The following is a 25,203-nucleotide window of genomic DNA, read 5'->3' on the forward strand; positions in this document are numbered from 1 at the left end:
GGGCGATACCCGCTTTCGTGCATCTGGCGCAAGCGTGATGATTGCGCAGTGTTACCCCGCGAGGACGGTTTCGCAGGCTTCCAGTGTGAGTTCGAGGCTGCGGATACGCGCGGCTGCGTCATAGGTCGCGCCGCACAGCAGGATCTCGTCCGCGCGGGTGCGTTGGACGAAGGCGGCAATTCCGTCTCGCACCTGTGCAGGCGTCCCGACCGCGGCGGCCTGTCCCAGATGGGCCAGCATCGCCTGCGCCTGGGCGGGGAGGGTGTCGCTATAACCTTCAACCGGCGGGGGCAGCTTGCCGGGATTGCCGCTGCGCAGCCGCACGAAGCTCTGCTGCTGGCTGGAAGCGAGCAGGCGCGCCTCGGCCTCGGTCTCGGCAGTGAACACGTTCATCGCCACCATGACGTGCGGCTTGGCCAGCGCTTCGGAGGGCTGGAAGTCGCGGCGATAGACCGCCAGCGCAGCGTCGAGGTGATCGGGCGCAAAGTGAGCGGCGAACGCATAGGGCAAGCCCAGCTTGGCGGCCAATTGCGCACCGAACAGGCTCGATCCGAGCATCCACAGCTCCACTTGCGCACCCAGACCCGGGGTGGCGTGGATCGGCAGGTCGTAATCGCCCGTCAACAGCGCGCGCAGTTCCACCACGTCCTGCGGGAAATATTCGGCGGCCTGATGGAGGTTCTTCCTCAAGGCCCGCTGCAACTCCGGCCCCGCCCCGGGCGCGCGGCCGAGCCCCAAGTCGATCCGCCCGGGGAACAGCGCGTCGAGCGTGCCGAACTGCTCGGCGATCTGGAACGGGGTGTGGTTGGGCAGCATGATCCCGCCCGATCCGATGCGGAGGCGGCTGGTGGCGTTGCCGATATGGGCGAGCACGACGGAGGTCGCCCCGCCCGCGATCCCGTCCATGGCGTGATGCTCGGCGACCCAGAAGCGGTCACAGCCCAGCGCTTCGGCGGCGCGGGCAAGTTCGGTGGTGGCGGCGAAGGCCTCCGAGAGCGTGCCGCCTTCGCGCACCGGCACCAGATCGAGCACGGAAAATCGGGTCATGATTGCGGAACCTCCTCGGGCGCAGTCTCCCCTGCCTGTCCGAGCTGCGCAAGATAATCCTTGGCAGTCACGGCGGCAGGACTTTCGGGGGCGAGGGCAAGCACCGATTGCCAGCTCGCCCGCGCGGCATCGTCACGCCCGGCGAGGATCGCGATCACCCCGGCTTCCAGCCCGATATCGGGATCGGCGGGCGTCAGCAGGGCGGCGCGTTCGATCGCGGTCTGCGCCTCGGGCAGCCGGTCGAGCCGGCGCAGCAGGGTGGCCTTGAGCAGCCACCCCTCGGCCCGTTCGGGCGCGAGCGTGGTCGCCGCTGCCAACGCGCCGAGCGCATCCTCACCGCGCGACAAGGCCACCAGCGCACGGGCCCGGTCGGTCGCGGCGATGGCTTCAAGCGGGGCGAAACCGGCAGCGCGGGCATCGGCCTCAGCTTCCGTCAGCAGGGTGAGCGCGCTCTCGGCATCCCCGCCCGCGAGCGCGGCATTCCCGGCCAGCGCGGCAAAGCGCGCGCGGGTGCGAGTCTCGTCCGAAGGCGTTTCATCACGCGCGGCGAGGAAGGCGGCCCGCGCATCCTGCCACAGCCCCAGCTCGCTCGCAGCGGTGCCGAGGCAGTGATTGGCGAGCACGCGGTCGGCGCCCTTGGTCTCGCTCCGGCGGATCTGCGCCATGGTGTGCGCGCGCGCCGGGTCTTCCGCCAGCTGATCGAGGCAGGTCTGGAGCCATGCGCTCGTCGCGTTCATGTCGCCCGTCACCCCATCGGCGCGGGGCGGACGGTCACGCATCAGGTCGTCACCTGCCATCCCTCCGGCCATGGGATTGGGGCCAACCTGAAGCAGCAATGCAAGGAGCAGGGACACAGGATCTATCCGTAAAATTCGGCCACGATGGCCTTGAGGGCGGCAATGTCGGCGGGGCGCGACAGGCGGTGGTCGCCGTCTTCTATCAGAGTCACCTGAACATCGTCCGACCGCAGCGCCGCTTTCAGCCTGAGGCTAATCTCCCACGGCACATCGGCGTCGGCCTTGCCGTGCAGCAGTCGCACCGGGCAGGTGATGGCGATGCCGGTCTCCAGCCGCAGGTGGCACTCGGCGTCGGCGAAGAACCTGGCGTAAGTCGGCGTGGGTTCGGGGCCATAGGGATTGGGCTCGAAGATCGTCTCGCCCGCGGCCAACTTCGCCCGCTGTTCTTCGCTGTAACCCCAGCGAGTGAAATCGGGCGCGGGGGCGATGCCGATCAATCCGGCGAGGCGATCCTTCAGATGCTCAGCCACCAGCAGCATCAGCCACCCACCCATCGACGATCCGACCAGCAGCACCGACCCACTGACGTAGGACGCAACCAGCGCCAGCACCTCGTCCCGCCAGCCGCTCAGCATCCCTTGCGCAAATTCGCCGTCACTCAGCCCGCAGCCCGAATAGTCGAGCAGCAGGCAGGCTCGCCCCTGTTCCTGCGCTTCGGCAAACAGCGCGGTCGCCTTGCTGCCGCTCATGTCGGACATGTAGCCGGGCAGGAACACGAGGCACGGGCCCGCCCCATGCGTGTAGCGGAAGGCCACGCGGCGGCCATCATAAAGGGTGTGGTGCAGATGATCGGTCATGCGCGCAACCATGCCTTGCCCGGAGGCGCAAAGGCAACCATTGTCGGCGTGCGACTGTCACAGCAGCGCAACGGGAGAGGATTACGCGACGCGCCATGTTCACCACCGATTCTGCCGCCCAGCCGGCCCCCTCGCCCATGGCTCTGACGCGCCGCAACCTGTTCACGCTCGCCGGGGCTTCCGCCGCCTTGGCGGCAACTCCGCTCGCCGCGCGCAGCTTCGGCACCGGCTTCACGCATAATGTTGCCAGCGGTGAGCCATCGGCGAGCAGCGTCTTGCTGTGGACCCGCTACGTCGCCGATGCGGAAACCGCGCTGACCTGGCAGGTGAGCGCAACCGAGGACTTCGCCAAGCCGGTGGCGGAGGGCAGCGTGACGGCCTCGCCCGCGCGCGACTGGTGCGCCAAGGGCGTGGTGGCGGGCCTGTCGCCGGATCGCTGGTATTTCTTCCGCTTCCTTGCGCCCGATGGCACCGCTTCACCCGTGGGCCGCACCCGCACCCTGCCCGAAGGGCCGTCCGCGGCGTTCCGCCTCGCGGTATTCTCCTGCTCCAACTTCGGGTTCGGCTGGTTCAACGCCTATGGCCACGCCGCTGAGGCGAATGACGCCGACTTGGCGGTGCATCTGGGCGATTACATCTACGAATATGCCGCGGGCACCTATCCCAGCACCGACCAAGCCAACCCGGACCGCGTGCTGGCGCCTGCGACCGAGATCGTCGCGCTCACCGATTACCGGCTGCGCTACGCCACCTACCGCGCCGATCCCGATTGCCAGCGCCTGCATCAGGTGCTGCCGATGATCGCCGTGTGGGACGATCACGAAAGCGCCAACGACGCCTACCGTGACGGCGCGCAGAACCATCAGAGCGAGACCGAGGGCGATTGGGCGGCGCGCAAGGCCGCGGCCAAGCAGGCCTACCGCGAATGGATGCCCGTCTCCGACGCGCCCTATGCCGCCTACCAGGTCGGCGATCTGGCGACGCTGTTCCGGCTCGATACGCGGCTGGAGGGGCGCGAGAAGCAGTTCAGCCTTGAAACCGTGCTGGCGGGCAAAACCGATCCGCAAGCCGCCATTGCCGCACTGGATGCTTTCCGGGATGGGGCATGGGCCAATCCTGATCGCCAGCTGCTCGGGCAGGCGCAGGATGCGTGGCTGGCAGACGGCCTCGCCGCCTCCACCGCCAGCGGCACCGCGTGGCAGGTGCTGGTGCAGCAGGTGCTGATCGGCAATCTCAAAAGCCCGCAATCGCTTTTCACGCAGATCGGCGAGGGCTTGCCTGATTACGTGCGCCAGCGCCTCACCGCCGCCGCGATGGCGAGCAAGGCGGGCCTGCCGCTCAATATGGACGCGTGGGACGGCTACCCTGCCGCGCGCGAACGCGTGTTCAAGGCCGCGCTGGCGGCGGACGCAAACCTCATCGTGCTGGCAGGCGACACCCACAATGGCTGGGCCTTCGACCTGACGCAGGACGGCGCGAAGGTGGGTGTGGAGCTCGGGGTCTGCTCGGTCAGTTCGCCCGGGTTCGAAAGCTACCTCAGCACCATCAAGCCCGATGTGCTGGCCGCGGCGCTGGTGGCCGAGAACGAACAGCTCAAATGGGCCGATACCGCGCAGCGCGGTTACATGGTGGTCGAACTGACCCCCGCCCGCGCGACGACCGAATATCGCTTCAGCACCGGCGTGAAGCAGCGTTCAACAAAGCTGGCAGGCACGAAGCGGATCACCACCGAAAAGGGCTCGGGCACGCTGGCGGTCTAGTCGCGGCTGAAGATCGCCTCGATCGGCAGGCCGAACACATCGGCAATGGTGAAGGCGAGCGGGAGCGAGGGGTCATACCGGCCGGTTTCGATAGCGTTGACGCTCTGGCGGCTGACGCCAAGCTGGTCGGCGAGGTCCTGCTGGCTCCAGCTGCGTTCGGCGCGCAGCACCTTGAGGCGGTTGTTCATTCGCCGCGCACCTTCATCCACAATTGGGCAAGGCCGAGGCCCACCGCCCAAACCGGCAGCACCCACCAGGCCCAGATGTGCGGGACGAGCTCAAACATCTCAAGGAAGCCCCAGAAGATGCCGATGGCGAGCACCCCGCCAAGGCTGATAATCGCCGCGCGCACCATGCGGTAACGCAGGTATTCGTCGGTTTCCTCGACCAGATAGCGGGCCATCGCCCAGATCATCGCGAAGGTCGGCAAGGTCGGCAACAGCGCGATGGCGAAAACCACCGGGCCGGACAGTTCGTAAGTGTTCCAGATCCCAATCGCGATGCCGAGCCCCAGGACATAGCCAAAGGATGCAGCGAGGAAGCGGCGGTTGTAGCGCACCATCACGGGGCTCGCGCAGTTCTGCCGCTCACCCGCGCGCACCAGCGGGATGAGCAGTCCCATCGCGCCAAAGAACAGGATCAGGGCAGCCGTGGCGGTAATCGCATCGGTAAGCCTGAGCGCGGCGATGACAGCAGACGAGGCGACGTAGAGCCCCGCCCAGAACCCCGGGCCGCGCCCGGCGGCGGCCTTGCTCGTTTCGGCCTTGTCCACGCTCAGCACGCCCGCACGGCGCAAGCGTTGCGGCGGCTGATCACGAAGGGCACCACCATCAGCGGGATCATCTGCGCGACCGATTCAGGGACGATGTCGACGACCGCCAGCAGGGCGATCGCAATCGCGACGGTGCCTGTCAGTAGCGCATGGATGTTCGACGGCATGGAAAGCTCCTTTTGCAGAAAGACAAGGTCGCTTTACATTCGAGTCGCCACGAATGTCAAGGACGCTTTCCAAAATCTGGGAGATGACTTTCACCCCTCGCTCGCCTATAGCCCTGCTCATGGCCAAGCTGCCCACCACAACCCGCACCACCACGACCCGGACTACCATCCGGGGGCGGCGGCACGCGGCTTGAAGCCAAGCGCCAGCCGCCCGGATCGGGGCGGCGCGGTGTCCTTCCCGAACCGGTAATCTGCTCAACACCGCTCTTCCGGTGCGTAGTCCTTTGCCTTAAGGGCCGCCCAAACGAGACGGATTGCGATAGACATGACCGAACTGCTCAAGATCAGCCTCCCCGATGGCTCGGTGCGCGAAGTGCCTGCGGGATCGACCCCGGCGGATATCGCCGCGGCTATCGGCCCCGGCCTCGCCAAGGCGGCGATTGCCGCGCGCGTCGACGGGGAACTGCGCGACCTGACCCGGCCCTTCGACGGCGACGCCGAGCTCGCGCTCGTCACCGCGCGGGATGAAGCCGATGCGCTGGAGCTCGCCCGTCACGACTATGCCCACGTGCTGGCCGAAGCCGTGCAGGCGCTGTTTCCCGGCACGCAGATCACCTTCGGCCCGGCGACCGACGACGGGTTCTACTACGACGTGAAAGCTCCCGAGAGCCGCGAGCCTTTCAGCATGGACGATCTCCCCGCCATCGAAGAGGAGATGCGCCGCATCATCCGCGCCGACAAGCCGCTGCGCCGCGAGGTGTGGAGCCGCGAGCAGCTAATCGCCAAGTGGGCAGGAGAAGGCGAGACCTTCAAGGCCGAATGGGCCAAGGAACTGCCCGAGGGCGAGGAACTGACTGTCTACTGGAGCGGCAACGACTGGCTCGACATGTGCCGCGGGCCCCACCTGCCCTCCACCGGCAAGCTCGACCCCGACGCCTTCAAGCTGATGCGCGTCGCGGGCGCCTATTGGCGCGGCGACCAGAACAATGCGCAGCTGACCCGCATCTACGGCACCGGCTGGCTCAACAAGAAGCAGCTGCAAGCCCACCTCACCCGGCTGGAGGAAGCCGCCAAGCGCGATCACCGCAAGCTGGGGCGCGAGATGGACCTGTTCCACTTGCAGGAGGAGGCCCACGGGAGCGTCTTCTGGCACCCCAAGGGCTACCGCATCTGGCGCGAGCTGGAATCCTACATGCGCCGCAAGATGGACGGCGGCGGCTACCGCGAGATCAAGACCCCGCAGCTGATGGACGTGCGCCAGTGGACGCAATCGGGCCACTGGGGGAAGTATGCGCAGAACATGTTCGCTGTCCCCGACATCGTGCCGGACGTCGACGAGGAGAGCGGCGTCGCCTCGCCCAAGGTCGCTGATGATGCCGCGTGGATGGCGATCAAGCCGATGAACTGCCCGGCGCACGTGATGGTCTTCAAGCAGGGCATCACCTCCTATCGCGACCTCCCCATTCGCCTCGGCGAAATGGGCTGCTGCCACCGCAACGAACCCCACGGCGCGCTCCACGGGCTGATGCGCGTGCGCCAGTTCACGCAGGACGATGCGCACATCTTCTGCACCGAGGGGCAGGTGGTGGCCGAAGTGCAGTCCTTTATCGCGCTCGCTGACAGCGTGTATCGCGACTTCGGCTTCACCTATGACATCAAGCTCGCCCTGCGCCCCGAAAAGCGCTTCGGCAGCGAGGCGGATTGGGACAAGGCCGAGCAGGAATTGCGCGACGCTCTGACCGCAAACGGGCTGGAATGGGAAGAACTCCCCGGCGAAGGCGCCTTCTACGCCCCCAAGCTCGAATGGCACCTCACCGACGCGATCGGGCGCACCTGGCAGGTCGGCACGATCCAGTCCGACCGCGTGCTGCCCGAGCGGCTCGATGCCCACTACATCGGCGAGGATGGCGAGAAGCACCGCCCGGTGATGCTCCACCGCGCGATCTTCGGGAGCTATGAACGCTTCATCGGCATCCTGATCGAACACTTCGCGGGCAAGCTCCCGACCTGGCTCGCCCCGGTGCAGGCGGTGGTGGCGACCATCGTGTCGGACGCGGACGGCTATGCCCATGACGTTGAGGCGCAGCTGAAGGCGGCGGGCATCCGGGTCGAAACCGACACCCGTAACGAGAAGATCAACTACAAGGTGCGCGAACACTCGCTCGCCAAGGTCCCGCACCTGCTGGTGGTCGGCAAGCGCGAGGCCGAGGAGGGCACCGTCGCGGTGCGCACGCTGGGCGCCGAGCACCAGAAGGTGATGCCGCTCGCCGAGGCGATCGCGATGCTGCGCGCCGAGGGCACGCCGCCCGATCTGAAGACGGAGCACTAATCATGAAGCCGATTGCCATTCTCGCGCCCACCGCGCTGGTGCTGCTGGCCGCTTGCGGAGCGGACACCGACACGGCCGCCAAGCCCGCTGCCGTCGATCATTCGACCATGGACCATTCCGGCCACGACATGACCGGCGCGGCCAAGCCGGAACTGACCGAAGCGCAGGCGGCCTACAAGGCGGTGAACGACAAAATGCACGCCGGGATGGCCGACATTCCTGCCGATGCCGATGTCGCGTTCATGCAGGGGATGCTGGCTCATCACCAAGGCGCGGTCGAAATGTCGGAAGTCGCGCTGAAATATGCCAAGGACGAACAGGCCCGCGATCTCGCCGCTCGGGTGATCGCGGCGCAGAAGGCCGAGATCGCCGAGATGCAGGCGTGGCTCAAGGCGCGCGGCGTCCAATAGCCGCGTGGAGATTTTCGGAGGCTTCACCGCGCTGCAAGTGGGCGTCGCGCTGGCCGCGGCGCTCGGCTCTGCCTTCGTGCGGGGCCTCACCGGGTTCGGCATGGCGATCCTGCTGGTGCCGGTGCTGGCCTTGGCGCTTCCTCCGGTCGAGGCGGTGGTGCTGACCAATGCGCTGTCGCTGATGCTTGGGGCGACGGAGATCCGCAGCCTTGTCCGCGATGCCGAGCCGACCGCGTGGGGCATCGGCGCAGCGGTGGTGCTGGCCACGCCGCTTGGCCTCTGGGCGCTGGCCATGACGGGCACGGATGTCGCGCGGCTGGTGATTGCGCTGATCGCTCTCAGCGCCTTTGTCGCGATCCTGCTGCCGAAGCGCGGTGCGGCCGCGCCGGGACACTTGGTGACCGGCGGCGTGGGCGTGCTGAGCGGGCTGATGACAGGCTATGCGGGGATGCCAGGGCCGCCAGTGGTGCCTTACTATGCGGGTCGAGACCTGCCGCGCCCGACGATCAAGGCGTCGATGCAGCTGATCTTCACCATCGCGGCCTGTGCAGGACTGGCCAGCGCAACCTGGCTCGGCATCCTGCGACCGGAAATGCTGCTGTTCGCGCTGGTGATGCTGCCGATGATCATGGCGGGCAACCGGCTGGGGGCGCGGGTATCGGGCCGGGTCAGCGATCCCGCGTGGCGGGTGACGGTGGGTCTGATCCTCGGCGGCGCAGCAGTGGCGGCTTTGGCGCGCCTCGTTTGAAGCAATCTAGGTGAGCCAGCGCGCCGCGAACACGGTGCCGCCGCCCGGTGCGCGCAGCACCAGCGCATAGGCGTCGGCGCCGGCCACCCTGAGCTGATCGGCACGAACGGCCACCTGTGCTGGGCCGCCCTGCCAATCGGCGATCTTGCGTTCGGCGCGCAGGACATTGGTGTAGCCGACCTTGCGACCGCCATTCTCGCCGCTGCCGATACCGACGGTCACCTTGCGAGTCACAGCGACCAGCACAAGCTCGCCCTTGCCTTCCCCCGTGCCGGTCAGGCTCACCGCGTAGCCGCCCGCCTCGCGCTTCGCGGCCCGAATCGTCGCATCGCCCGCACTGCCATAGCGCTTGACCCCGGCGGCGATATCATCGCTGCGCGATCCGACCGCGCCGAAGCGGCCGTCCACCACCAGCTGCGGGGTATAGACCCCGTTGCGCCCGGCCAATCCGCGCCGCGCGTAATCCTGTTGCAGCATGGTGTTATCCTCACGCGCCAAGGTGTCCTTCCAGCCGAGCCGGTCCCAATAGGTCACTGGCCGGGCGATCACGACCAGATTGGGATCGGTCGCAAGCTGCGCCGCGAGCCGGTCCGCCGGGGGGCACGAGGAACAGCCCTGACTGGTGAACAGTTCGAGCAACACCGGCTCGCCTGATGCAGCCATCGTGGGCGCGTCAGCCCTGGCCTCGGCCGCTGCGGGCCCGCTCTGCGGCCAAAGAAGCGCGGCCGCAGCGAGCATGGCAACACCGCCGAGCGCAGCGGTCAGGGTCTGTTGGCGGGTCATGGGGGGCATCCTCGTCACGTTGCGAGGATGGGTTCGCGTCAAACCGGCATCCGGTTACGCGAACAGTGTCAGAACGGCAGCGCCTGTCCGGCGAGGATCAGGGCTGCGGCGCAACCCATCACGATCACGCGACGCACCAGATCGAGCGAATCGATACGGGTCGCGGCAGCGAGCGGCAAGGCGAGGGCGAGGGCGCGGGTCATCGCCTGCACCTTCGCCCCAATATGCTAACGAAACGTTAATGTGACCCCGGCAGCGACGGCATCTGCTGGCTGGCACAGTGGAATCCGCCCCCGCCGGCCAGCACCGCCTCGCCCGGCAGGCCGATCGTGTCGCGGTCGGGGAACAGCGCGGCGATGGCGGCGACGCCGTCCGCATCATGGGGCGAGCCGAAGGTCGGCACCACCACCAGATGGCTGGTAATCGCGAAATTCACATAGCTGGCAGGCTCGGTCACGCCGTCGCGGGTCAGCAGACCGGGCGAGGGAATGCGGACGACCTCAACCCCGGCCGCCCGGGCGCGGGCCGCGGCGTCGGCATAGATCGCGGCGTTGGGATCGTCTGCGCCGGTCGCCTCCGGCACAACCAGCCGGTTCGGGCCAACAAACCGCGCGAGATTGTCGACATGGCCATCGGTGTGGTCGTTGATGAGACCATCGCCCAGCCACAGCACGCGGGTAAAGCCGAGCTGCGCGGCGAGTTCCGCCTCGATTGCCTCGCGCGTCAGGTGCGGGTTGCGGTTGGGATTGATCAGGCACTGCTCGGTCGTCGCCACCAGCCCGGTGCCGTCGCCATCCACCGCCCCGCCTTCGAGGATCATCGCCGTGGTGGTCACCGCCAGCCCTGCATCGCGCGCCAATTCCGCGCCGATTTCCTGATCGCCCGGCATGAGATACTTGCCGCCCCAGCCGTTGAAGGCGAACCGGCGCGCGATGCGCGTCTGCCCGTCCGACACCACCAGCGGGCCGGTGTCGCGCAGCCAGACATCGCCATAGACCCGGCGCTCCAGCGTCACCTTTGCGCTCACCAGCGCGCGGGCGCGAGCTTCGTTGGCTGCGTCGCGCACCAGCAGGCGCACCTCCTGCCCGCTCTCCGCCACGGCACTGGCGAAAGCCGCCATCTGCACCTGCGCAGGCTCGAGCCAGCCGGGCCATTCCTCGGCCAGATGCGGAAAGCCGATCCACAGCCAGTCCTGCGGGGCCCATTCGGGGGGCATGATCATGGTCATGCCGCGCCCCATCGCAGAGCCTCGGTAGACACGCAAGCGCAGCGGGGCCAGAGAGGCAGGCGATGGGAGAGAACCGAAGCACCGACTGGGAGCACGCGCTCCGCCGCGCCCGCAACCACGCGCCGTTTCTGGCGCGTGCGCTGGACCGCCAGCCGGACCTCGCCGCCTTGCTCGCCGAGGGCGAGGGCGAGGCGGCGCTGGCATGGGCGCGGGCGCAGGGTGGCGGGGACGATGCCGAAGGCGCGCTCCGGCGTGAGCGGCTGGCGCTCGCGGCGGCGCTGGCCGTCGGGGATCTCGCCGGGGCCTTTCCGCTGACGCAGGTGGTGGGCGAACTCACCGCCTTCGCCGACCGCGCGCTGGACCGCGCGATCCGCACCGCGATTGCCGAACGCACCGATTCCGAGACGGCCCATGGCTTCATCGCGCTGGCCCTCGGCAAACAGGGGGCGGGCGAGCTCAATTACTCGTCCGATATCGACCCGATCCTGCTGTTCGACCGCGAGCGTCTGGCCCGCCGTGCCACGGACGATCCGGGTGACGCGGCGCAGCGTTATGCACGCCGGATCGTGGCCCTGCTCTCTTCCAGCACGGCCGATGGCTACGCGCTACGGGTCGATCTGCGGCTGCGCCCCAATAGCGAGGTCAGCCCGCTGTGCGTCCCGGTCGGCTCGGCCATGACCCATTATCAGGGGCACGCGCTGGCGTGGGAGCGGGCCGCCTTCACCCGCGCCCGGGCGGCGGCGGGGGACATCGTGGCGGGCGAGGACTTCCTCAGCCAGATTCGCCCCTTCGTGTGGCGCGCCCAGCTCGATTTCGGCGCGATCGAGGAAATCAGCGCGCTCACCCACCGCATCCGCCACAGCCACGAAGGCCCACCCGCCCCCGGTCCCGGCTTCGACGTGAAGCGCGGCCGCGGCGGCATCCGCGAGATCGAATTCTACGCGCAGACGCACCAGCTGATCCACGGCGGGCGCGACGCATCGCTCCGGGTGCGCGGGACGCGCGCGGCGCTCGATGCGCTGGCGCAGGCCGGGTGGATCGCTTCCGAAACCGCCGCCACCTTGGGCGAGGCCTATGACCGCCTGCGCCAGATCGAGCACCGGCTCCAGATGGTGAACGACCGCCAGACCCATGCCCTGCCCGAGGGAGAAGCGCTCGACAATGTCGCGCAGCTCGACGGGCTGGCCGATGGCGCGGCGCTGGTGGCGGAGCTGACCGCGATCACCGAGCGCACGGGGCGCATTTACGAAGAGCTGATCGGCCAGCCCGAAGCCGTGGCGGTGCCGGTCGCCATGCCGGTCAGCGCGCTGGCCCACCAGCTCGGACAATGGGGCTATCCCGAACCCGATACCCTCGCCGAACGGATCGAGACCTGGCGTGACGGGCGCCACGCAGCGATCCGCAGTCCGCAGGCGGTGGCGGCGTGGGACCGGCTGGCCCCCGCGCTGCTCCAAGCCATGGCCGCCAGCGACGATCCGATGCGCGCGATCACCCGGTGGGAACGGATCATCGAAAGCGTGCCCTCGGCGATCACGACCTTCCGCCTGCTCGACGCGCGGCCCGATCTCATTCGCCGACTGGTCGCCGCCCTTACCCTCGCTCCGGTGCTGTCGGACGAATTGGCGCGCAAGCCCGAACTGCTCGACACGCTGATCGACAGGGATGCGCTCGACCTGCCGGGCGATGTGCCGCAGATCATGGCGCGAATGCGCGGGGCGGCGATCCGGCCGGATTACGAGGCGCTGCTCGATGCGATCCGGATCATCACCGGGGAAATCCGTTTCGCGCTGGGCATCCAGCTGATCGAAGGGCTGGCCGATCCGCTCGATATCGCCCGCGCCCTGTCACGCACCGCCGAAGCCGCGATGCAGCTCGCGGCGCAGGCGACGGTGCAGGAATTCGCGGACAAGCATGGGCGCGTGCCGGATAGCGAGTTGCTGATCCTCGGCCTCGGGCGGCTGGGCGGCGGGGCGCTGACCCATGCTTCAGACCTCGATATCGTCTATCTGTTCACCGGCGATTTCGCCGCGCAATCGGATGGTGCGCGGCCCTTGGGCGCGACGGTCTATTACAACCGCCTCGCCAGCCGGGTCAGCGCCGCATTGTCGGTACCGACCGCGCAAGGAGCGCTATACGAGGTCGATACGCGGCTGCGACCACAGGGCAACCAGGGGCCGTTGGCGGTCAGCTGCGCGGCGTTCGGCAAGTATCAGCGTGAAGCGGCGTGGACATGGGAGCACATGGCGCTCGCCCGTGCGCGGGTGCTCTATGGCTCGCCGCAGGCCCGCGCCGAGCTGGAGGACGTGCTCGCCGAAGTGCTCCACGCCCCGCGTGACCGGGCGGCCCTGCGCGATGCCGTGCTGGACATGCGGGCCGAGATGGCGAAGCACAAGCACGCCAGCGGTGCGGTGGATGCCAAGCTGGCGCGCGGTGGCCTCGTCGATATCGAGTTCCTTGTCCACTATCTGCAATTGAAGGGCGAGGCGTCAGACGGCACCCCGCTGGCCCAGACGGCACCCCGCGCGCTCGATCCCGATCTGGCCACGGCGCTGGAAGGGCTGATTGCGGCCGGCCTCATCCCCGCCGATCTTGCCGCGCCCCATGCCCTGATGAGCCGGATGCTCGTCGCCGGACGCCTGCTCGCCCCCGATGGCCGCGAACCTCCCCCCAGCGGCGCGCGGGCGCTGGCGCGGGCGTGCGGATGTGACAGCTACGAAGCGCTGCTCGAAGCCTTCGCCGCCGCGCGCCATAAGGTCGCGCAGGCATGGAAGCAAATCCTCGGCACAGACATTCTCGCTACCGAACAGGAGAACCCCGCATGACCACTTTCCCCGGCGTCGGCGACGCCATTCCCGATATCGCCATGGAAACCCCCGAGGGCGGGACCGTGAAGCCTTCGGATTTCGCCGGCAGCAAGCTGGTGATCTTCTTCTACCCCAAGGACGACACCCCCGGCTGCACCACCGAGAACAAGGATTTCTCTGCGCTTAAGGCCGATTTCGAGGCTGCGGGCACCAAACTGCTCGGGGTGAGCAAGGACCCTGCCAAGAAGCACGCCAAGTTCATCGCCAAGCACGGCCTCACCGCGCCGCTGGCGACCGACGCCGAAGAGGGCGGCCTCTCGGATGCGCTCGGCGTGTGGGCGGAAAAGCAGATGTACGGCAAGACCTACATGGGCATGGTCCGCGCGACCTATCTGGTCGGCCCCGACGGCAAGATCGCGCGCATCTGGGACAAGGCGAAGGTCGCCGGGCACGCCGAAGAGGTGCTGGCGGTAGCTAAAGCGCTCTAACGCACCTTTATGACAACCATCGCCCGCGCCATCCGTTCAGCCCTGCTGACCGCCGACCCGCGCGCCAAGTGCTTCGCCACCCGGCAGGTGGCGCGGGACTGGCGCATGGGAATGCTGGCGTGGGAGTTCGACGTGGCGATGCCCGACCAGCCCGCCTGGCCCGACGCGCCCGAATTGCTCGCCCCCGGCCAGATGCCCAAGCGCCGCAAGGGCGGCAGCGAGCGCGGGCGAATCGCGCTGTGGCACAGCCTTGCCCATATCGAATTCGTCGCGATTGATCTGGCGCTCGACATGGCGGGGCGGTTCGGGGCCGAGATGGGGCGCGAATTCGTCAGCGATTTCATGGATGTGGCTGCGGATGAAGCGATGCATTTCGCGCTGCTGGCGCGAAAGCTCGAACAGCTCGGCAGCCATTATGGCGCGCTGCCCGCCCATGCCGGGCTGTGGGAAGCGGCCCATGCGACGCGCGATGATGTCGCCGCGCGGCTCGCCGTGGTGCCGATGGTGCTCGAAGCGCGGGGGCTGGATGTCACGCCCGCGACGCTCGACCGGGTCCGCGCGAGCGGCGATGAGAGCGGCGCCAAGATCCTCACGCGGATACTTGACGACGAAATCCGCCACGTCGCGGCAGGCACCAAGCACTTTTTGCGATGCGCTGAACGGACGCGGTCCGAGCCCGAATCCCTGTGGCAGAGCCTCGTGAAACGGCACTTCAAAGGTCACGTTAAGCCACCGTTCAACGACTCAGCGCGTCTTGCAGCCGGTTTGTCGCGCGGATTCTATGCAGAGATTGCGCATTAACGACTCACCCGGATAACAACGCTTCACGAAAGGCGCGCAACAGACGTGCCAGGGCATTCAACGGCGAAAGCTGCTATCGGGATTCGGGTCAGTATGAAATTTGCCGTGCGCAACGTGTTGAAGCTTGCTGTGTCAGCTGCTTCGGCAATTCTGGTTTCCGCTGCCGCTCCGGCGCTCGCCAACACCGCCAATTCCGCCACCACCGCCACCAGCGCCGATGTGACCCAGCCGCTCCGCGAAGGTCAGCCCGAAGTGGTCGACACCGGCGATGCCCGCTTCAAGTCGCTCTTTTCCAGCTGGACCGCGATGGAGCGGACCAGCCCCACGCTCGGCACCGGCGCAGAGGTGACCGCCTATTCCTCCCCGATCCCGCAGCGCGCCGTTTCGGTGCCGTCGCGTATGCCGCTTGAAGGCGCAGCGCTGACCAGCGGCTTCGGAATGCGCACGCACCCCGTGCTCGGCGGACGCCGCGCTCATACGGGGATCGACCTCGCTGCGCCGACCGGCACGCCGGTCTATGCCACGGCCGATGGCGTGGTGAGCCGCGCTGACTGGTATTCGAGCTACGGCCTCTACATCAGCGTCGAACATGGCGCTTCGATGCAGACCCGCTACGCCCACCTCTCGCGTCTCGCCGTGGCTGCGGGTGACAATGTGAAGAAGGGCGACCTCATCGGCTACGTCGGATCGACCGGCCGTTCGACCGGTCCGCACCTTCACTATGAAGTTCGCGTTGACGGGGTTGCAGTCAATCCGATTCCGTATATGGTAGAGAGCGAAGCACAGCTGGCTTACGCCCGCGATGCTCGTCTGACCGGCCAGGGTGGCGAATAAGCGACCCACACGATAGGCCCTGACGCGCAGGCTTCACGAGATTGCCCGCTGTAAGTGGGCCGGACATTGGAGAGGGTGTCCGATCATTGGCGGCGGGTTTACCCGCCGCCTTTTTTTGTGCCCCGCATCGGCGCCAGGGTTGCGCCTCGCTCACCTCACGATGAGTAGCATTTTCCATACCGTTTTTGCTTGCGGGGCCGCGCGCCTCGCGTAATTTCCTCTCCGAGCCATGCAAATGGCAAGGGAGAGATAGAACACATGTCGATGCATCCGATCGCGCACGCCGCGACCCGCCCCGATCATCCCGCTGTCATCATGACCGGATCGGGCAAGCAGATCACCTACGGGGACATGGAAGCGGAATCGAACCGCTTCGCCCACCTGCTGCGTGCCCGGGGCATCCAGCAGGGCGATGCCTTTGCGGTGCTGCTCGAAAACCGGATTGAGTATTTCACCTTGATCTGGGGCTCGCAGCGCGCGGGCACGATGCTGGTGCCGATCTCCTCGCGCCTGACCGCGCCCGAGGCGGCTTATATCATCCGCGATGCGCAGGCGACGCTGCTGATCACCAGCAGCTATTTCACCGCCATCCTCGGCGACATCCGCGCGGCCTGTCCGGGGCTTGAGGTGCTGGTCATGGACGAAGGCGGAGCCGAGGATTTCGCCGCCGCGCTGGCCGCACAGCCCGCCACCCCGATCCCCGATCAGCGCGCCGGGATGGTGATGCTCTATTCCTCGGGCACCACCGGCCGCCCCAAGGGCATCCGCCCCGCACCGCCCGAAGACCCCGATCCGATGGCACCCGTCCCGCTGCTCGGCCTCGCCACGATGGGCGCAGGGATGCCGGCGGATGGCACGATGGTCTATCTCTCTCCCGCTCCGCTCTATCACGCGGCCCCGATCGGCTGGTGCTCGATCGTCCACCGTCTCGGGGGCACTGTGGTGATGATGGAGAAGTTCGATCCCGAAGAAGCGCTGAAGGCGATCGAGCGCTACAAGGTGACAGACAGCCAATGGGTGCCGACCCATTTCGTGCGCTTCCTCAAGCTCGATCCGGCAGTGCGCACGCGCTACGACCTCTCCAGCCACAAGCGCGCGCTCCACGCCGCTGCGCCCTGCCCCGTTCCGATCAAGCGCGAGATGATCGAATGGTGGGGGCCGATCGTGAACGAATATTACGCCGGCTCCGAGATGATCGGGATGACGCTGGTGAAGTCCGAACATTGGCTCGCCAAGCCCGGCACGGTCGGCTTTCCGGTGCATGGCAAGGTCCACGTCTGCGGACCGGAGGGCGAGGAGCTTCCCGCCGGGCAGGATGGCCTCATCTTCTTCGAGAATATCAACCTCCCCACCTACCACAATGACCCGGCCAAGACCGCCGAAGCCATGCACCCCAATGGCTGGATGACGCTGGGCGATATCGGCCATCTCGACGCCGACGGCTTCCTGTTCCTGACCGACCGCAAGAGCCACATGATCATCAGCGGCGGGGTGAACATCTACCCGCAGGAGATCGAGAACCTGCTCGTCACCCACCCCAAGGTGATGGACGCCGCCGTGATCGGCGCGCCTTGCCCTGATCTGGGCGAGAAGGTGGTGGCGGTGGTGCAGCCCAAGGATATGGCGCAGGCCGGGCCGGGGCTGGAAGCGGAGCTGCGCGATTTCCTCAGCGCCAGCCTGTCGAAGATCAAGATGCCCAAGCTGTTCGACTTCCGCCCCGAGCTGCCGCGCGAAGCCAACGGCAAGCTCTACAAGCGCGAATTGCGCGATGAATACGCCGCCAAGGCGAAGGCCGACGCGGCATGAGCGGAGCGGCGGTGCTCAGCGGCGATCTCGCCCGCACAGTCATCGACCCCCACGCCTATGCCGAGTGGGACGGGCTGCTCGACACCTTCGACCATATCCGCGCGACGACTCCGGTGGCGAAAGTCCAGCCCGACACGCCCGGCCTGTTCGACCCCTTCTGGCTCGTCACCCGCTACGACGACGTGATGCGCATATCGAAGGACAACGCCGCCTTCCTCAACAACCCGCGCCCGGTGGTGTTCAGCTTCAACCAGGCGATCGAATTCAGCCGCGCGGCGACCGGCTCGAACATGCTGGTCGATTCGCTGGTGGTGTTCGACGCGCCGGTGCATCCCAAATACCGCAAGCTGACCCAGGAATGGTTCATGCCGAGGAACCTCGCCAAGCTCGAAGACGAGCTGCGGACGCTGGCAGCGGCGACGGTCGACCGGATGCTGGCGCAGGGCTCCGAGGTCGACTTCGTCAAGGAGGTCTCCGGCCCCTATCCCTTGCGCGTCGTCATGCAGATCCTCGGCGTGCCGCCGGAGGACGAGTTTCGGATGCAGATGCTCACCCAGCAGCTGTTCGGCGGGCAGGACAAGGACCTGTCGGGCAGCGGCATGGACCAGATGACGCCCGAACAGGTGGTGCAGATCGTCGCGGGCGCGGTGAAGACCTTCGAGGATTACTTCGCCGCGCTGGCCGAGGATCGCCGTCGCAACCCGACCGATGACGTCGCCAGCGTCATCGCCAATGCGCTGGTCGATGGCCAACCGCTCCCCCCGCGCGACATGGCGGGCTACTACATCATCGTCGCCACCGCCGGGCACGACACCACCAGCGCCAGCACGGCGGGCGCGATGCAGGCCCTCGCCCGCGATCCCGAGCAATATGCCCGCGTCCGCGCCGACCGCTCGCTGCTCCCCGGCATCGTCGAGGAAGCGATCCGCTGGACCAGCCCCGTCCAGCATTTCATGCGCACCGCGGCGGAGGACTGCGAGATCAGCGGGCAGGCGATCAAGAAGGGCGACTGGCTGATGATCAACTACGTCGCCGCCAATCACGACCCCGCGCAATTCCCCAACCCCCGCCGCTTCGACGCCGCCCGCTCCCCCAACCGCCACCTCGCTTTCGGCGCTGGCGCGCACCAGTGCCTCGGCCTGCATCTCGCGCGGCTCGAGATGAAGATCCTGTTCGAGGCGATCCTCGACCGGGTCGCCAGCGTCGAACCGGCAGGCGAGGCCAAGCGCGCCAGCAGCACCTTCGTGGGCGGGCTGAAGACGTTGCCTCTGCGGGTGACGGCCGCCTAGGCCCTACTTGAGCAAATCCAGCGCAATCGCCCGCACCTGATCGCCCATGTCGGGGCGGGCGAGCGCGATGGCGAGCGTCGCCTCGACAAAGCCGACCTTGCTGCCGCAGTCATAGCGCGCGCCGCCAAAGGTCACGGCGTGGAAGGGCTGCTGGCCGATCATCTTGGCCATCGCGTCGGTCAATTGGATCTCGCCGCCCGCGCCCTTGCCCTGGTTTTCCAGCACCCGCATCACCTCGGGCTGGAGGATGTAGCGGCCTGAGACGATCTTGTTGGAGGGCGCTTCGGCCACCGGGGGCTTCTCGACCAGCCCGCGCACTTCGGTCAGTGCCCCATTCGCAGCGCCCGGGTCGATCACGCCGTAGGACGAGACCTGCTCCATCGGCACTTCGAGCACAGAGATGAGGTTGCCGCCGACCTCGCCATAGGCCTCGACCATCTGCTTCATGCAGCCGGTGCCCCCTTCGCGGGCGACCATCAGCTCATCGGGGAGAAAGATCGCAAAGGGCTCGTCCCCGACAATCGCACGGGCGCACCAGATCGCGTGGCCCAGGCCGAGTGGCACCTGCTGGCGCACCGCAATCACGTCGCCCGGCGTCGCGCGGGTGCAATCGAGCACCGACAGGTCCTTGCCCCGCTCGGTCATGGTCTGTTCGAGTTCGAAGGCGATGTCGAAATGCTCGACAATCCCGGTCTTGCCGCGCCCGGTGACGAAGATCATCTGCTCGATCCCGGCCTCGCGCGCTTCGTCGACCGCATATTGGATCAGCGGACGATCCACGACGCAGAGCAGCTCCTTGGGCACCACCTTGGTCGCGGGCAGGAAGCGAGTGCCAAGACCGGCAACAGGGAAAACGGCTTTCCGGATCGGCTTGGGAGACATGAACTGCCCTTGTTGCTTGCTTCTGGTTGCCTGATGTCCCGCGCCTCCGTGCCTTGCGCCATAACCGAGGTCAATGATTGATCGGAAACCGACCCCGGCGAGTTGCACGAAAGGCACTTTTCGTTAAGGCGGAATCATGGACAAACTCATCATTCGTGGCGGCAACCGCCTTTCCGGCACCATCCCGATCTCCGGCGCGAAGAATGCGGCCTTGACGCTCATTCCCTGCGCGCTGCTGACCGAGGAGCCGCTGACGCTGCGCAACCTGCCGCGGCTGGCGGATATCGACGGGTTCCAGCACCTGATGAACCAGTTCGGTGTCACCACGGTGATCCAGGGCACGCGGCCCGAGGATTTCGGCCGGGTGATGAGCCTTGAGGCGACCCGCATCACCTCCAACGTCGCGCCCTATGATCTGGTGCGCAAGATGCGCGCCTCGATCCTGGTGCTCGGCCCGATGCTGGCCCGTAGCGGCGAGGCTACCGTGTCGATGCCCGGCGGCTGCGCGATCGGGAACCGACCGATCGACCTGCACCTCAAGGCGCTGGAAGCGTTCGGGGCCAAGATCGAGCTGGCGGCGGGCTATGTCCGCGCGATCCAGCCCGATGGCGGGATGCCGGGCGGGGATTTCGACTTCCCGGTGGTGAGCGTCGGCGCGACCGAGAATGCGCTGATGGCCGCAGTGCTGGCGAACGGCACCAGCCGGTTGTTCAACGCCGCGCGCGAGCCCGAGATCGTCGATCTGTGCAACATGCTCGTCGCAATGGGCGCGGAGATCGAGGGGATCGGCACCTCCAACCTCACCATCCACGGCGTCAAGCGCCTCCACGGCGCGACCTACCGCGTCATGCCCGACCGGATCGAGGCCGGCTCCTACGCCTGCGCCGCCGCGATCACCGGCGGCGAGGTTCGTCTGGAAGGCGCGCGTGCGGACGAGATGATGGCGACCATCCACGCGCTGCAAGCCATCGGTTGCGACGTGTCGTGGGACGCCAAGAGCGTCACCGTCGGCGCGAGCGGGCCCTTGAAGGCCACCAACCTCACCACCGCGCCCTATCCGGGGCTTGCCACCGACATGCAGGCCCAGCTGATGGCGCTGCTGTGCAAGGCCGAAGGGGCGAGCGTCTTGAAGGAAACGATCTTCGAAAACCGCTTCATGCACGTGCCGGAACTGGCGCGCATGGGGGCGGACATCACCACCGAGGGCCGCACCGCGATCGTCAAGGGCGTGGACCGGTTGACCGGTGCGGAAGTCATGGCGACCGACCTGCGCGCCTCGATGAGCCTCGTGATTGCTGCGCTGGCGGCCGAAGGCGAGACCACGGTGCGGCGGCTCTATCACCTCGACCGGGGGTATGAGCGGCTTGAGGAGAAGTTGCAGCTGGTGGGCGCGGATATCGAGCGGGTGGACGACTAGTTACTCCCCTCCCCTTGGGGAGGGGTCGGGGGTGGGGGTTCCACGGTCGATAGGGGGTGTACACCCACCCCCAACCCCCTCCCTCAAGGGAGGGGGCTATTGGCCACCAGCCACACCCGGATCGCGCTCGCCAGACCCGGGGGCGTGGGCGACTTGATCCGTTCGGCATCGATGCGGGCGACCAGAGCGGCGACCGCCAGCCCCTCGCGCGACGCGGCGGCCTTCAGCATGTCCCAGAACAGCGGTTCCAGGCTGATCGAAGTCTGATGACCCGCGATACTGAGCGAGCGTTTGACCGGAGGGTGATAGGGCGACGTCATCCGCGCCCTCCTAACACTCAAGCCGCTTCGAAGTCGTCCACATATTCGGGCAGGAACCCCGGCTCGCGTTCCGACCAGCCTGGCGCGGTGGCGGCGGCTTCGCTCAGGGATTGCAGCAGCAGTTTGCGGCGTTCGGGGCGGATCGAGGGCAGCGCGGCAGCGGCGCAGAAGGCGGCAGGCAGATAGGGCCGCGCGCGGGCACCGAGCAGGCGCTCATAAAGAAAGCGGAACGCAGAAAAGCACCCCAGCCGCTCCTGTTCGAGATCGAAGGCCGCCACCCGCACCAGCTTGCCGAGGAAGCGTTCGACCTCCTGCGGGGAGCCTTCGTGCGGGATCAGCGCGCGCAGGGTCTTCAAATCCTGATAGGCAACATATTGGCGGCGGATCGCGATATTCTCGCTTTCGCTGCGGCCCCAGCGGCGGAACGCGTCGGTACGCGCGAGGCCGATATCAAGGCTGCGCTTGATGTAGCGCTGCTCGGCAGGGGCGAACCCGGCAAATTCCCGCATCTCGGCAATCGGCATCATCATGGCGTGCGTCTCCTTCGGACAGGGAGAACGTCGCACTCCATGGTTAATTTAAGGTTAGGTAGAGTCTTTGTTGTCCGCAGCCCGTCCGGGCTGCGAAATCCTCGCGCCCTTTGGGCGCTGCGGGCGGCCGGTCGGCCTTGCGGCCCCTGCGGGACCGTTACAGCGCCATACGCCCGGTCGGTTAGATCAAGCCCGCGAGCGGCGAGCTTGGGTCCGCATACATCCGGCGCGCCATGCGCCCGGCGAGGTAGGCCTCGCGCCCAGCCTCCACCGCCAGCTTCATCGCGCGGGCCATGCGGATCGGGTCTTTTGCCTCGGCGATGGCGGTGTTCATCAGGATGCCGTCGCAGCCCAGCTCCATGCCGACCGCCGCGTCCGATGCGGTGCCCACGCCTGCGTCGACCAGCACCGGCACCTTGGCGCCTTCGACAATCAGCCGAATCATCACCTGATTCTGGATGCCGAGCCCCGACCCGATGGGCGCGCCGAGCGGCATGATCGCGACCGCCCCCGCATCCTCCAGCTGCTTGGCCGCGATCGGATCGTCGGCGCAGTAGACCATCGGCAGGAAGCCATCCTTGGCGAGAACTTCCGTGGCCTTCAGCGTCTCGCGCATGTCGGGATAGAGCGTGCGCGCCTCGCCCAGCACTTCGAGCTTGACCAGATCCCAGCCCCCCGCCTCGCGCGCCAGCCGCAGGGTGCGCACCGCGTCCTCACCGGTGAAGCAGCCTGCGGTGTTGGGGAGGTAGGTGATTTTCTTGGGGTCGATGAAGTCGGTCAGCATCGGCGCCTTGGGATCGGAAACGTTGACGCGCCGCACCGCCACGGTGACGATCTCCGCCCCGCTCGCCTCAACGGCGGCGGCGTTCTGCTCGAAGCTCTTGTACTTGCCGGTGCCGACGATCAGCCGCGAGGTGAAGGTGCGGCCCGCTACGGTCCAGCTATCCGCGACCTGATCGCCCCCGCCGACGAAGTGCACGATTTCCAGCCTGTCGCCATCCGCCAGCGGCGCGTCACCCAGCGTTGAGCGCGGGACGATTTCGCCATTGCGCTCCACCGCGACCTTCTCGGGCGCAAGATCGAGTTCGCGGACCAGATCGGCGATGGTGGCGGCGGCGGAACGGTGCGGCGCGCCGTTCAGAGTGATGCTCTTCGTCATGGCACGGGACATAGGCGCTCAGGCCGAGGCTGCAACCCAAGTGTTTTGAGAGGCTGCGTTGGGATGCGTCCGTCAGCGCGCGGCGCGCAGGTTCAGCACGTGGCCGACCGACACCAGCGCCACACCCAGCAGCGTCAGCAGGAATTCGTTGGTCCCATGCGGCACCACGAGTGCGGCCGCCATCAGCACCAGACCGACCACCGCGACGAGAAACGGCAGCATCCGCCCGTGGCGCAGCAGGCCCCAGCCGATTGCCGCCGTCGCCACCGCCACCGCGACGGCGAGGCCGATGCGGTGGATGTTCTCTTCCAGCAGGAAATGCCCACCAAGGCCCAGCGCCGAGACCAGGAACAGCGTCGCCAGACAATGGATCGCGCACAAGCCCGCCAATCCGATCCCGAGCTGATCGAGTCGGCGACGGAGCGAGGTCCGACTCGCTGGGGGAAGCGCGTTGTGGGGCATGATCTCCGCCGCACATATGTAATGTTGTCACATTGTGCAAGGCGGACTTGCGCGCAAAGCATTTGCATTTGCGCCGAACAGACTTGCGCTGGCACGGCGCGGAGCACAAAGAGCGGGGCACTATGGCCACCTCCGCCTCCGTGTCGAACCTGTTCAAACCCGCCCCGCACACCCGCGCCCGACCCCTGGCGATTGCGCGCTGGCTGGAGCTGGTGGCGGTGCTGGTGGTGGGCATCGTGGTGGTCGGCGGGATTACCCGGCTGACGGAGAGCGGCCTTTCGATCACCGAATGGAACGTGGTCAGCGGCATCCTCCCGCCCCTGAACGAGGCGGCGTGGCAGGCGGAATTCGCCAAGTACCGGCTCACCGCCGAGTTCCGCATGGAAAGCGGCCCGGCGGGAATGGATCTGGCTGCATTCAAGTTCATTTTCTTCTGGGAGTGGTTCCACCGCATCCTCGGGCGGGTCATCGGGCTGGCCTATCTGCTGCCGCTGATCGTGTTTGCCGTGCGGCGGGCGATCCCGGCGGGCTATGGCTGGCGGCTGGCGGCGATGTTCGCGCTGATTCTCGGGCAGGGGGCGCTGGGCTGGTACATGGTATCTTCGGGCGTCGGGAATACCGACCTGACCGATGTGAGCCATTTCCGCCTGTCGGCGCATTTGCTGACGGCGCTGTTCCTGCTCGCGGGGCTGGTGTGGACATCGCGCGACTTGCGGCTGCTCGCCCGCGATCCTGCCGCCCGCCCGGCACCGCTGACGGCAGGTGCGGCGCTGGTGGCGGGGGTCTTGTTCGTCCAGCTCTTGCTCGGGGCGTGGGTGGCAGGGCTCAATGCCGGGCTTGCCGCCAACGACTGGCCGCTCATGAACGGGCGGCTGGTGCCCGAGGTCGACTGGTCGCAGGGCGCGGTGTGGACGCTGACGCATGATCCCTTCCTGCTCCACTTCCTCCACCGCTGGTGGGCATGGGTGGCGGTCGCTGCCCTGGTGTGGCTGGGACGGGCGGTGCGCCAGACCGATCGGGCCGCGAGCATCGCGGTGCACAGCGCGTTCGGGACGATGGTGCTGCTGGGGATCGCAACCGTGATGAGCGGGGTCTCCTTGTGGATCGCCGCCGCGCACCAATTGGTCGGTGCGCTGACTGTCGCGGCGACGGTCTGGGCCATGCACAGCAAAGGAATCGCGCGGCAGGGCGGAGCTTCCGCCTGATGGCCGCCGCGCTTGTGTGGTGCCCCTTCCCCGACGTGGACAGCGCCCGCGCCGCGGCTGACACGCTGCTCGATGAGGGGCTGATCGCCTGCGCCAATATCCTCGGTGGCATCGAATCCCGCTTCGTGTGGGAAGGCGCGCGGGCCACCGGGAGCGAGGTCGGGGTGCTGTTCAAGACCACCGCCGAACGGCTCGATGACGTGGTGGAGCGCCTTGGCGAGCTCCACCCTTACGATACCCCCGCGATCATCGGCTGGCACGCCGACGCGGTCCATCCGGCCACCTTCGCGTGGCTTGCTGGAAGCGTTGCGGACTAGCGGTATTATTTTACCCTATCCAAAAACGGCGCTTTTGCTTGACTTCGCGCG

General features: G+C 67.4%; 27 protein-coding genes. 13 read left to right on the forward strand and 14 right to left on the reverse strand.

Going from position 1 to position 25,203, the window contains the following annotated elements:
• Positions 1–51 precede the first annotated feature (51 nt).
• Genes ACLBKT_RS13820 through ACLBKT_RS13830 form a run of 3 tightly spaced genes read right to left on the reverse strand, consistent with a single transcriptional unit; the run spans position 52 to position 2,641 of the window.
• The gene (locus ACLBKT_RS13820; protein WP_410183484.1) at positions 52–1,047 is read right to left on the reverse strand and encodes an LLM class flavin-dependent oxidoreductase; all 996 of its coding nucleotides are present in this window, start codon (positions 1,045–1,047) and stop codon (positions 52–54) included.
• Entirely contained in the window at positions 1,044–1,901 is an 858-nt protein-coding gene (locus ACLBKT_RS13825; RefSeq protein ID WP_410183485.1) for a tetratricopeptide repeat protein, read from the reverse strand. Before ACLBKT_RS13825 ends, ACLBKT_RS13820 begins: the two co-directional genes overlap by 4 nt.
• 5 nt (positions 1,902–1,906) lie before the next feature.
• The gene (locus ACLBKT_RS13830) at positions 1,907–2,641 is read right to left on the reverse strand and encodes an alpha/beta fold hydrolase (RefSeq protein WP_410183486.1); all 735 of its coding nucleotides are present in this window, start codon (positions 2,639–2,641) and stop codon (positions 1,907–1,909) included.
• A 95-nt stretch (positions 2,642–2,736) separates the two neighbouring features.
• Here ACLBKT_RS13830 and ACLBKT_RS13835 point away from each other — a divergent pair, with 95 nt between their 5' ends.
• On the forward strand, positions 2,737–4,401 hold the full coding sequence (locus ACLBKT_RS13835) for an alkaline phosphatase D family protein (protein ID WP_410183487.1): 1,665 nt from the start codon (positions 2,737–2,739) through the stop codon (positions 4,399–4,401).
• Here the strand turns inward: ACLBKT_RS13835 and ACLBKT_RS13840 are convergent.
• From ACLBKT_RS13840 to ACLBKT_RS13850, 3 genes are read right to left on the reverse strand one after another with little or no spacing between them, the layout of a single operon-like run.
• Entirely contained in the window at positions 4,398–4,589 is a 192-nt protein-coding gene (locus tag ACLBKT_RS13840; RefSeq protein ID WP_410183488.1) for a helix-turn-helix transcriptional regulator, read from the reverse strand. The genes ACLBKT_RS13835 and ACLBKT_RS13840 overlap by 4 nt on opposite strands.
• Positions 4,586–5,173 (reverse strand): hypothetical protein, encoded by a 588-nt coding sequence (locus tag ACLBKT_RS13845; protein WP_410183489.1) that lies wholly within the window; start codon positions 5,171–5,173, stop codon positions 4,586–4,588. The genes ACLBKT_RS13840 and ACLBKT_RS13845 overlap by 4 nt, the downstream gene beginning before the upstream one ends.
• Before the next feature lie 2 nt (positions 5,174–5,175).
• A complete protein-coding gene (locus tag ACLBKT_RS13850; protein ID WP_410183490.1) occupies positions 5,176–5,340 on the reverse strand; it encodes a hypothetical protein in 165 nt (54 codons plus the stop codon).
• A gap of 325 nt (positions 5,341–5,665) precedes the next feature.
• Between ACLBKT_RS13850 and thrS the strand changes: the two genes are divergently transcribed.
• Genes thrS through ACLBKT_RS13865 form a run of 3 tightly spaced genes read left to right on the forward strand, consistent with a single transcriptional unit; the run spans position 5,666 to position 8,827 of the window.
• The gene (thrS, locus tag ACLBKT_RS13855; protein ID WP_410183491.1) at positions 5,666–7,669 is read left to right on the forward strand and encodes a threonine--tRNA ligase; all 2,004 of its coding nucleotides are present in this window, start codon (positions 5,666–5,668) and stop codon (positions 7,667–7,669) included.
• Positions 7,670–7,671: 2 nt separating this feature from the next.
• On the forward strand, positions 7,672–8,079 hold the full coding sequence (locus ACLBKT_RS13860; RefSeq protein WP_410183492.1) for a DUF305 domain-containing protein: 408 nt from the start codon (positions 7,672–7,674) through the stop codon (positions 8,077–8,079).
• 4 nt (positions 8,080–8,083) lie between these two features.
• On the forward strand, positions 8,084–8,827 hold the full coding sequence (locus tag ACLBKT_RS13865; protein WP_410183493.1) for a TSUP family transporter: 744 nt from the start codon (positions 8,084–8,086) through the stop codon (positions 8,825–8,827).
• 6 nt (positions 8,828–8,833) lie between these two features.
• On the opposite strand, the gene ACLBKT_RS13870 is transcribed toward ACLBKT_RS13865, so the two are convergent.
• The 3 genes from ACLBKT_RS13870 to ACLBKT_RS13880 form a co-directional block, all read right to left on the reverse strand.
• A complete protein-coding gene (locus ACLBKT_RS13870) occupies positions 8,834–9,610 on the reverse strand; it encodes a DUF1223 domain-containing protein (RefSeq protein ID WP_410183494.1) in 777 nt (258 codons plus the stop codon).
• Between the two features lie 68 nt (positions 9,611–9,678).
• Entirely contained in the window at positions 9,679–9,813 is a 135-nt protein-coding gene (locus tag ACLBKT_RS13875; protein ID WP_410183495.1) for a hypothetical protein, read from the reverse strand.
• Positions 9,814–9,848: 35 nt separating this feature from the next.
• On the reverse strand, positions 9,849–10,838 hold the full coding sequence (locus tag ACLBKT_RS13880; RefSeq protein ID WP_410183496.1) for an agmatine deiminase family protein: 990 nt from the start codon (positions 10,836–10,838) through the stop codon (positions 9,849–9,851).
• A gap of 62 nt (positions 10,839–10,900) precedes the next feature.
• Between ACLBKT_RS13880 and glnE the strand changes: the two genes are divergently transcribed.
• The 6 genes from glnE (at position 10,901) to ACLBKT_RS13910 (ending at position 18,860) form a co-directional block, all read left to right on the forward strand.
• Complete coding sequence (gene glnE, locus ACLBKT_RS13885; RefSeq protein ID WP_410183497.1) at positions 10,901–13,660, forward strand: bifunctional [glutamate--ammonia ligase]-adenylyl-L-tyrosine phosphorylase/[glutamate--ammonia-ligase] adenylyltransferase; 2,760 nt, start codon at positions 10,901–10,903, stop codon at positions 13,658–13,660.
• Positions 13,657–14,130 (forward strand): peroxiredoxin, encoded by a 474-nt coding sequence (locus ACLBKT_RS13890; RefSeq protein WP_410183498.1) that lies wholly within the window; start codon positions 13,657–13,659, stop codon positions 14,128–14,130. Before glnE ends, ACLBKT_RS13890 begins: the two co-directional genes overlap by 4 nt.
• 9 nt (positions 14,131–14,139) lie before the next feature.
• On the forward strand, positions 14,140–14,931 hold the full coding sequence (locus tag ACLBKT_RS13895) for a ferritin-like domain-containing protein (protein ID WP_410183499.1): 792 nt from the start codon (positions 14,140–14,142) through the stop codon (positions 14,929–14,931).
• Between the two features lie 93 nt (positions 14,932–15,024).
• Positions 15,025–15,765 (forward strand): M23 family metallopeptidase, encoded by a 741-nt coding sequence (locus ACLBKT_RS13900; protein ID WP_410183500.1) that lies wholly within the window; start codon positions 15,025–15,027, stop codon positions 15,763–15,765.
• Positions 15,766–16,023: 258 nt separating this feature from the next.
• Complete coding sequence (locus ACLBKT_RS13905; RefSeq protein WP_410183501.1) at positions 16,024–17,571, forward strand: acyl-CoA synthetase; 1,548 nt, start codon at positions 16,024–16,026, stop codon at positions 17,569–17,571.
• Positions 17,568–18,860, forward strand: coding sequence for a cytochrome P450 (locus tag ACLBKT_RS13910; RefSeq protein ID WP_410183502.1), 1,293 nt, complete (start codon positions 17,568–17,570; stop codon positions 18,858–18,860). Before ACLBKT_RS13905 ends, ACLBKT_RS13910 begins: the two co-directional genes overlap by 4 nt.
• 3 nt (positions 18,861–18,863) lie before the next feature.
• On the opposite strand, the gene ACLBKT_RS13915 is transcribed toward ACLBKT_RS13910, so the two are convergent.
• Positions 18,864–19,742 carry a UTP--glucose-1-phosphate uridylyltransferase gene (locus ACLBKT_RS13915; protein ID WP_410183503.1) on the reverse strand — a complete coding sequence of 293 codons (879 nt, stop codon included), beginning with the start codon at positions 19,740–19,742 and terminating at the stop codon, positions 18,864–18,866.
• A gap of 136 nt (positions 19,743–19,878) precedes the next feature.
• Here ACLBKT_RS13915 and murA point away from each other — a divergent pair, with 136 nt between their 5' ends.
• Positions 19,879–21,159, forward strand: a complete 1,281-nt coding sequence (gene murA, locus ACLBKT_RS13920) for a UDP-N-acetylglucosamine 1-carboxyvinyltransferase (RefSeq protein WP_410183504.1) — start codon at positions 19,879–19,881, stop codon at positions 21,157–21,159.
• Positions 21,160–21,242: 83 nt separating this feature from the next.
• Here murA and ACLBKT_RS13925 read toward each other — a convergent pair whose 3' ends face one another.
• From ACLBKT_RS13925 to ACLBKT_RS13940, 4 genes are all read right to left on the reverse strand, one after another.
• Positions 21,243–21,479 carry a ribbon-helix-helix domain-containing protein gene (locus tag ACLBKT_RS13925; protein WP_410183505.1) on the reverse strand — a complete coding sequence of 79 codons (237 nt, stop codon included), beginning with the start codon at positions 21,477–21,479 and terminating at the stop codon, positions 21,243–21,245.
• A 17-nt stretch (positions 21,480–21,496) separates the two neighbouring features.
• Positions 21,497–22,009, reverse strand: coding sequence for a hypothetical protein (locus ACLBKT_RS13930; RefSeq protein ID WP_410183506.1), 513 nt, complete (start codon positions 22,007–22,009; stop codon positions 21,497–21,499).
• A 181-nt stretch (positions 22,010–22,190) separates the two neighbouring features.
• A complete protein-coding gene (gene thiS, locus ACLBKT_RS13935; protein WP_410183507.1) occupies positions 22,191–23,168 on the reverse strand; it encodes a sulfur carrier protein ThiS in 978 nt (325 codons plus the stop codon).
• 72 nt (positions 23,169–23,240) lie between these two features.
• Positions 23,241–23,630 carry a MerC domain-containing protein gene (locus ACLBKT_RS13940; RefSeq protein ID WP_410183508.1) on the reverse strand — a complete coding sequence of 130 codons (390 nt, stop codon included), beginning with the start codon at positions 23,628–23,630 and terminating at the stop codon, positions 23,241–23,243.
• A gap of 122 nt (positions 23,631–23,752) precedes the next feature.
• Here ACLBKT_RS13940 and ACLBKT_RS13945 point away from each other — a divergent pair, with 122 nt between their 5' ends.
• Both ACLBKT_RS13945 and cutA read left to right on the forward strand, forming a co-directional pair.
• A complete protein-coding gene (locus ACLBKT_RS13945) occupies positions 23,753–24,835 on the forward strand; it encodes a COX15/CtaA family protein (protein WP_410183509.1) in 1,083 nt (360 codons plus the stop codon).
• Positions 24,835–25,152, forward strand: a complete 318-nt coding sequence (cutA, locus tag ACLBKT_RS13950) for a divalent-cation tolerance protein CutA (protein WP_410183510.1) — start codon at positions 24,835–24,837, stop codon at positions 25,150–25,152. Before ACLBKT_RS13945 ends, cutA begins: the two co-directional genes overlap by 1 nt.
• The last annotated feature ends 51 nt before the right edge of the window (positions 25,153–25,203 follow it).

It is taken from the genome of Erythrobacter sp. W302b (assembly GCF_046452395.1).
Lineage (GTDB): Bacteria > Pseudomonadota > Alphaproteobacteria > Sphingomonadales > Sphingomonadaceae > Erythrobacter.

Bases quoted from the DNA above. Each gene is read 5' to 3' on its own strand.
- ACLBKT_RS13820 (WP_410183484.1), bottom strand. From the start codon at position 1,047: ATGACCCGATTTTCCGTGCTCGATCTGGTGCCGGTGCGCGAAGGCGGC.
- ACLBKT_RS13830 (WP_410183486.1), bottom strand. From the start codon at position 2,641: ATGACCGATCATCTGCACCACACCCTTTATGATGGCCGCCGCGTGGCC.
- ACLBKT_RS13835 (WP_410183487.1), top strand. From the start codon at position 2,737: ATGTTCACCACCGATTCTGCCGCCCAGCCGGCCCCCTCGCCCATGGCT.
- ACLBKT_RS13840 (WP_410183488.1), bottom strand. From the start codon at position 4,589: ATGAACAACCGCCTCAAGGTGCTGCGCGCCGAACGCAGCTGGAGCCAG.
- ACLBKT_RS13850 (WP_410183490.1), bottom strand. From the start codon at position 5,340: ATGCCGTCGAACATCCATGCGCTACTGACAGGCACCGTCGCGATTGCG.
- thrS (WP_410183491.1), top strand. From the start codon at position 5,666: ATGACCGAACTGCTCAAGATCAGCCTCCCCGATGGCTCGGTGCGCGAA.
- ACLBKT_RS13860 (WP_410183492.1), top strand. From the start codon at position 7,672: ATGAAGCCGATTGCCATTCTCGCGCCCACCGCGCTGGTGCTGCTGGCC.
- ACLBKT_RS13870 (WP_410183494.1), bottom strand. From the start codon at position 9,610: ATGACCCGCCAACAGACCCTGACCGCTGCGCTCGGCGGTGTTGCCATG.
- ACLBKT_RS13875 (WP_410183495.1), bottom strand. From the start codon at position 9,813: ATGACCCGCGCCCTCGCCCTCGCCTTGCCGCTCGCTGCCGCGACCCGT.
- ACLBKT_RS13880 (WP_410183496.1), bottom strand. From the start codon at position 10,838: ATGACCATGATCATGCCCCCCGAATGGGCCCCGCAGGACTGGCTGTGG.
- glnE (WP_410183497.1), top strand. From the start codon at position 10,901: ATGGGAGAGAACCGAAGCACCGACTGGGAGCACGCGCTCCGCCGCGCC.
- ACLBKT_RS13890 (WP_410183498.1), top strand. From the start codon at position 13,657: ATGACCACTTTCCCCGGCGTCGGCGACGCCATTCCCGATATCGCCATG.
- ACLBKT_RS13895 (WP_410183499.1), top strand. From the start codon at position 14,140: ATGACAACCATCGCCCGCGCCATCCGTTCAGCCCTGCTGACCGCCGAC.
- ACLBKT_RS13900 (WP_410183500.1), top strand. From the start codon at position 15,025: ATGAAATTTGCCGTGCGCAACGTGTTGAAGCTTGCTGTGTCAGCTGCT.
- ACLBKT_RS13905 (WP_410183501.1), top strand. From the start codon at position 16,024: ATGTCGATGCATCCGATCGCGCACGCCGCGACCCGCCCCGATCATCCC.
- ACLBKT_RS13910 (WP_410183502.1), top strand. From the start codon at position 17,568: ATGAGCGGAGCGGCGGTGCTCAGCGGCGATCTCGCCCGCACAGTCATC.
- ACLBKT_RS13915 (WP_410183503.1), bottom strand. From the start codon at position 19,742: ATGTCTCCCAAGCCGATCCGGAAAGCCGTTTTCCCTGTTGCCGGTCTT.
- murA (WP_410183504.1), top strand. From the start codon at position 19,879: ATGGACAAACTCATCATTCGTGGCGGCAACCGCCTTTCCGGCACCATC.
- ACLBKT_RS13925 (WP_410183505.1), bottom strand. From the start codon at position 21,479: ATGACGTCGCCCTATCACCCTCCGGTCAAACGCTCGCTCAGTATCGCG.
- ACLBKT_RS13930 (WP_410183506.1), bottom strand. From the start codon at position 22,009: ATGATGATGCCGATTGCCGAGATGCGGGAATTTGCCGGGTTCGCCCCT.
- thiS (WP_410183507.1), bottom strand. From the start codon at position 23,168: ATGACGAAGAGCATCACTCTGAACGGCGCGCCGCACCGTTCCGCCGCC.
- ACLBKT_RS13940 (WP_410183508.1), bottom strand. From the start codon at position 23,630: ATGCCCCACAACGCGCTTCCCCCAGCGAGTCGGACCTCGCTCCGTCGC.
- ACLBKT_RS13945 (WP_410183509.1), top strand. From the start codon at position 23,753: ATGGCCACCTCCGCCTCCGTGTCGAACCTGTTCAAACCCGCCCCGCAC.
- cutA (WP_410183510.1), top strand. From the start codon at position 24,835: ATGGCCGCCGCGCTTGTGTGGTGCCCCTTCCCCGACGTGGACAGCGCC.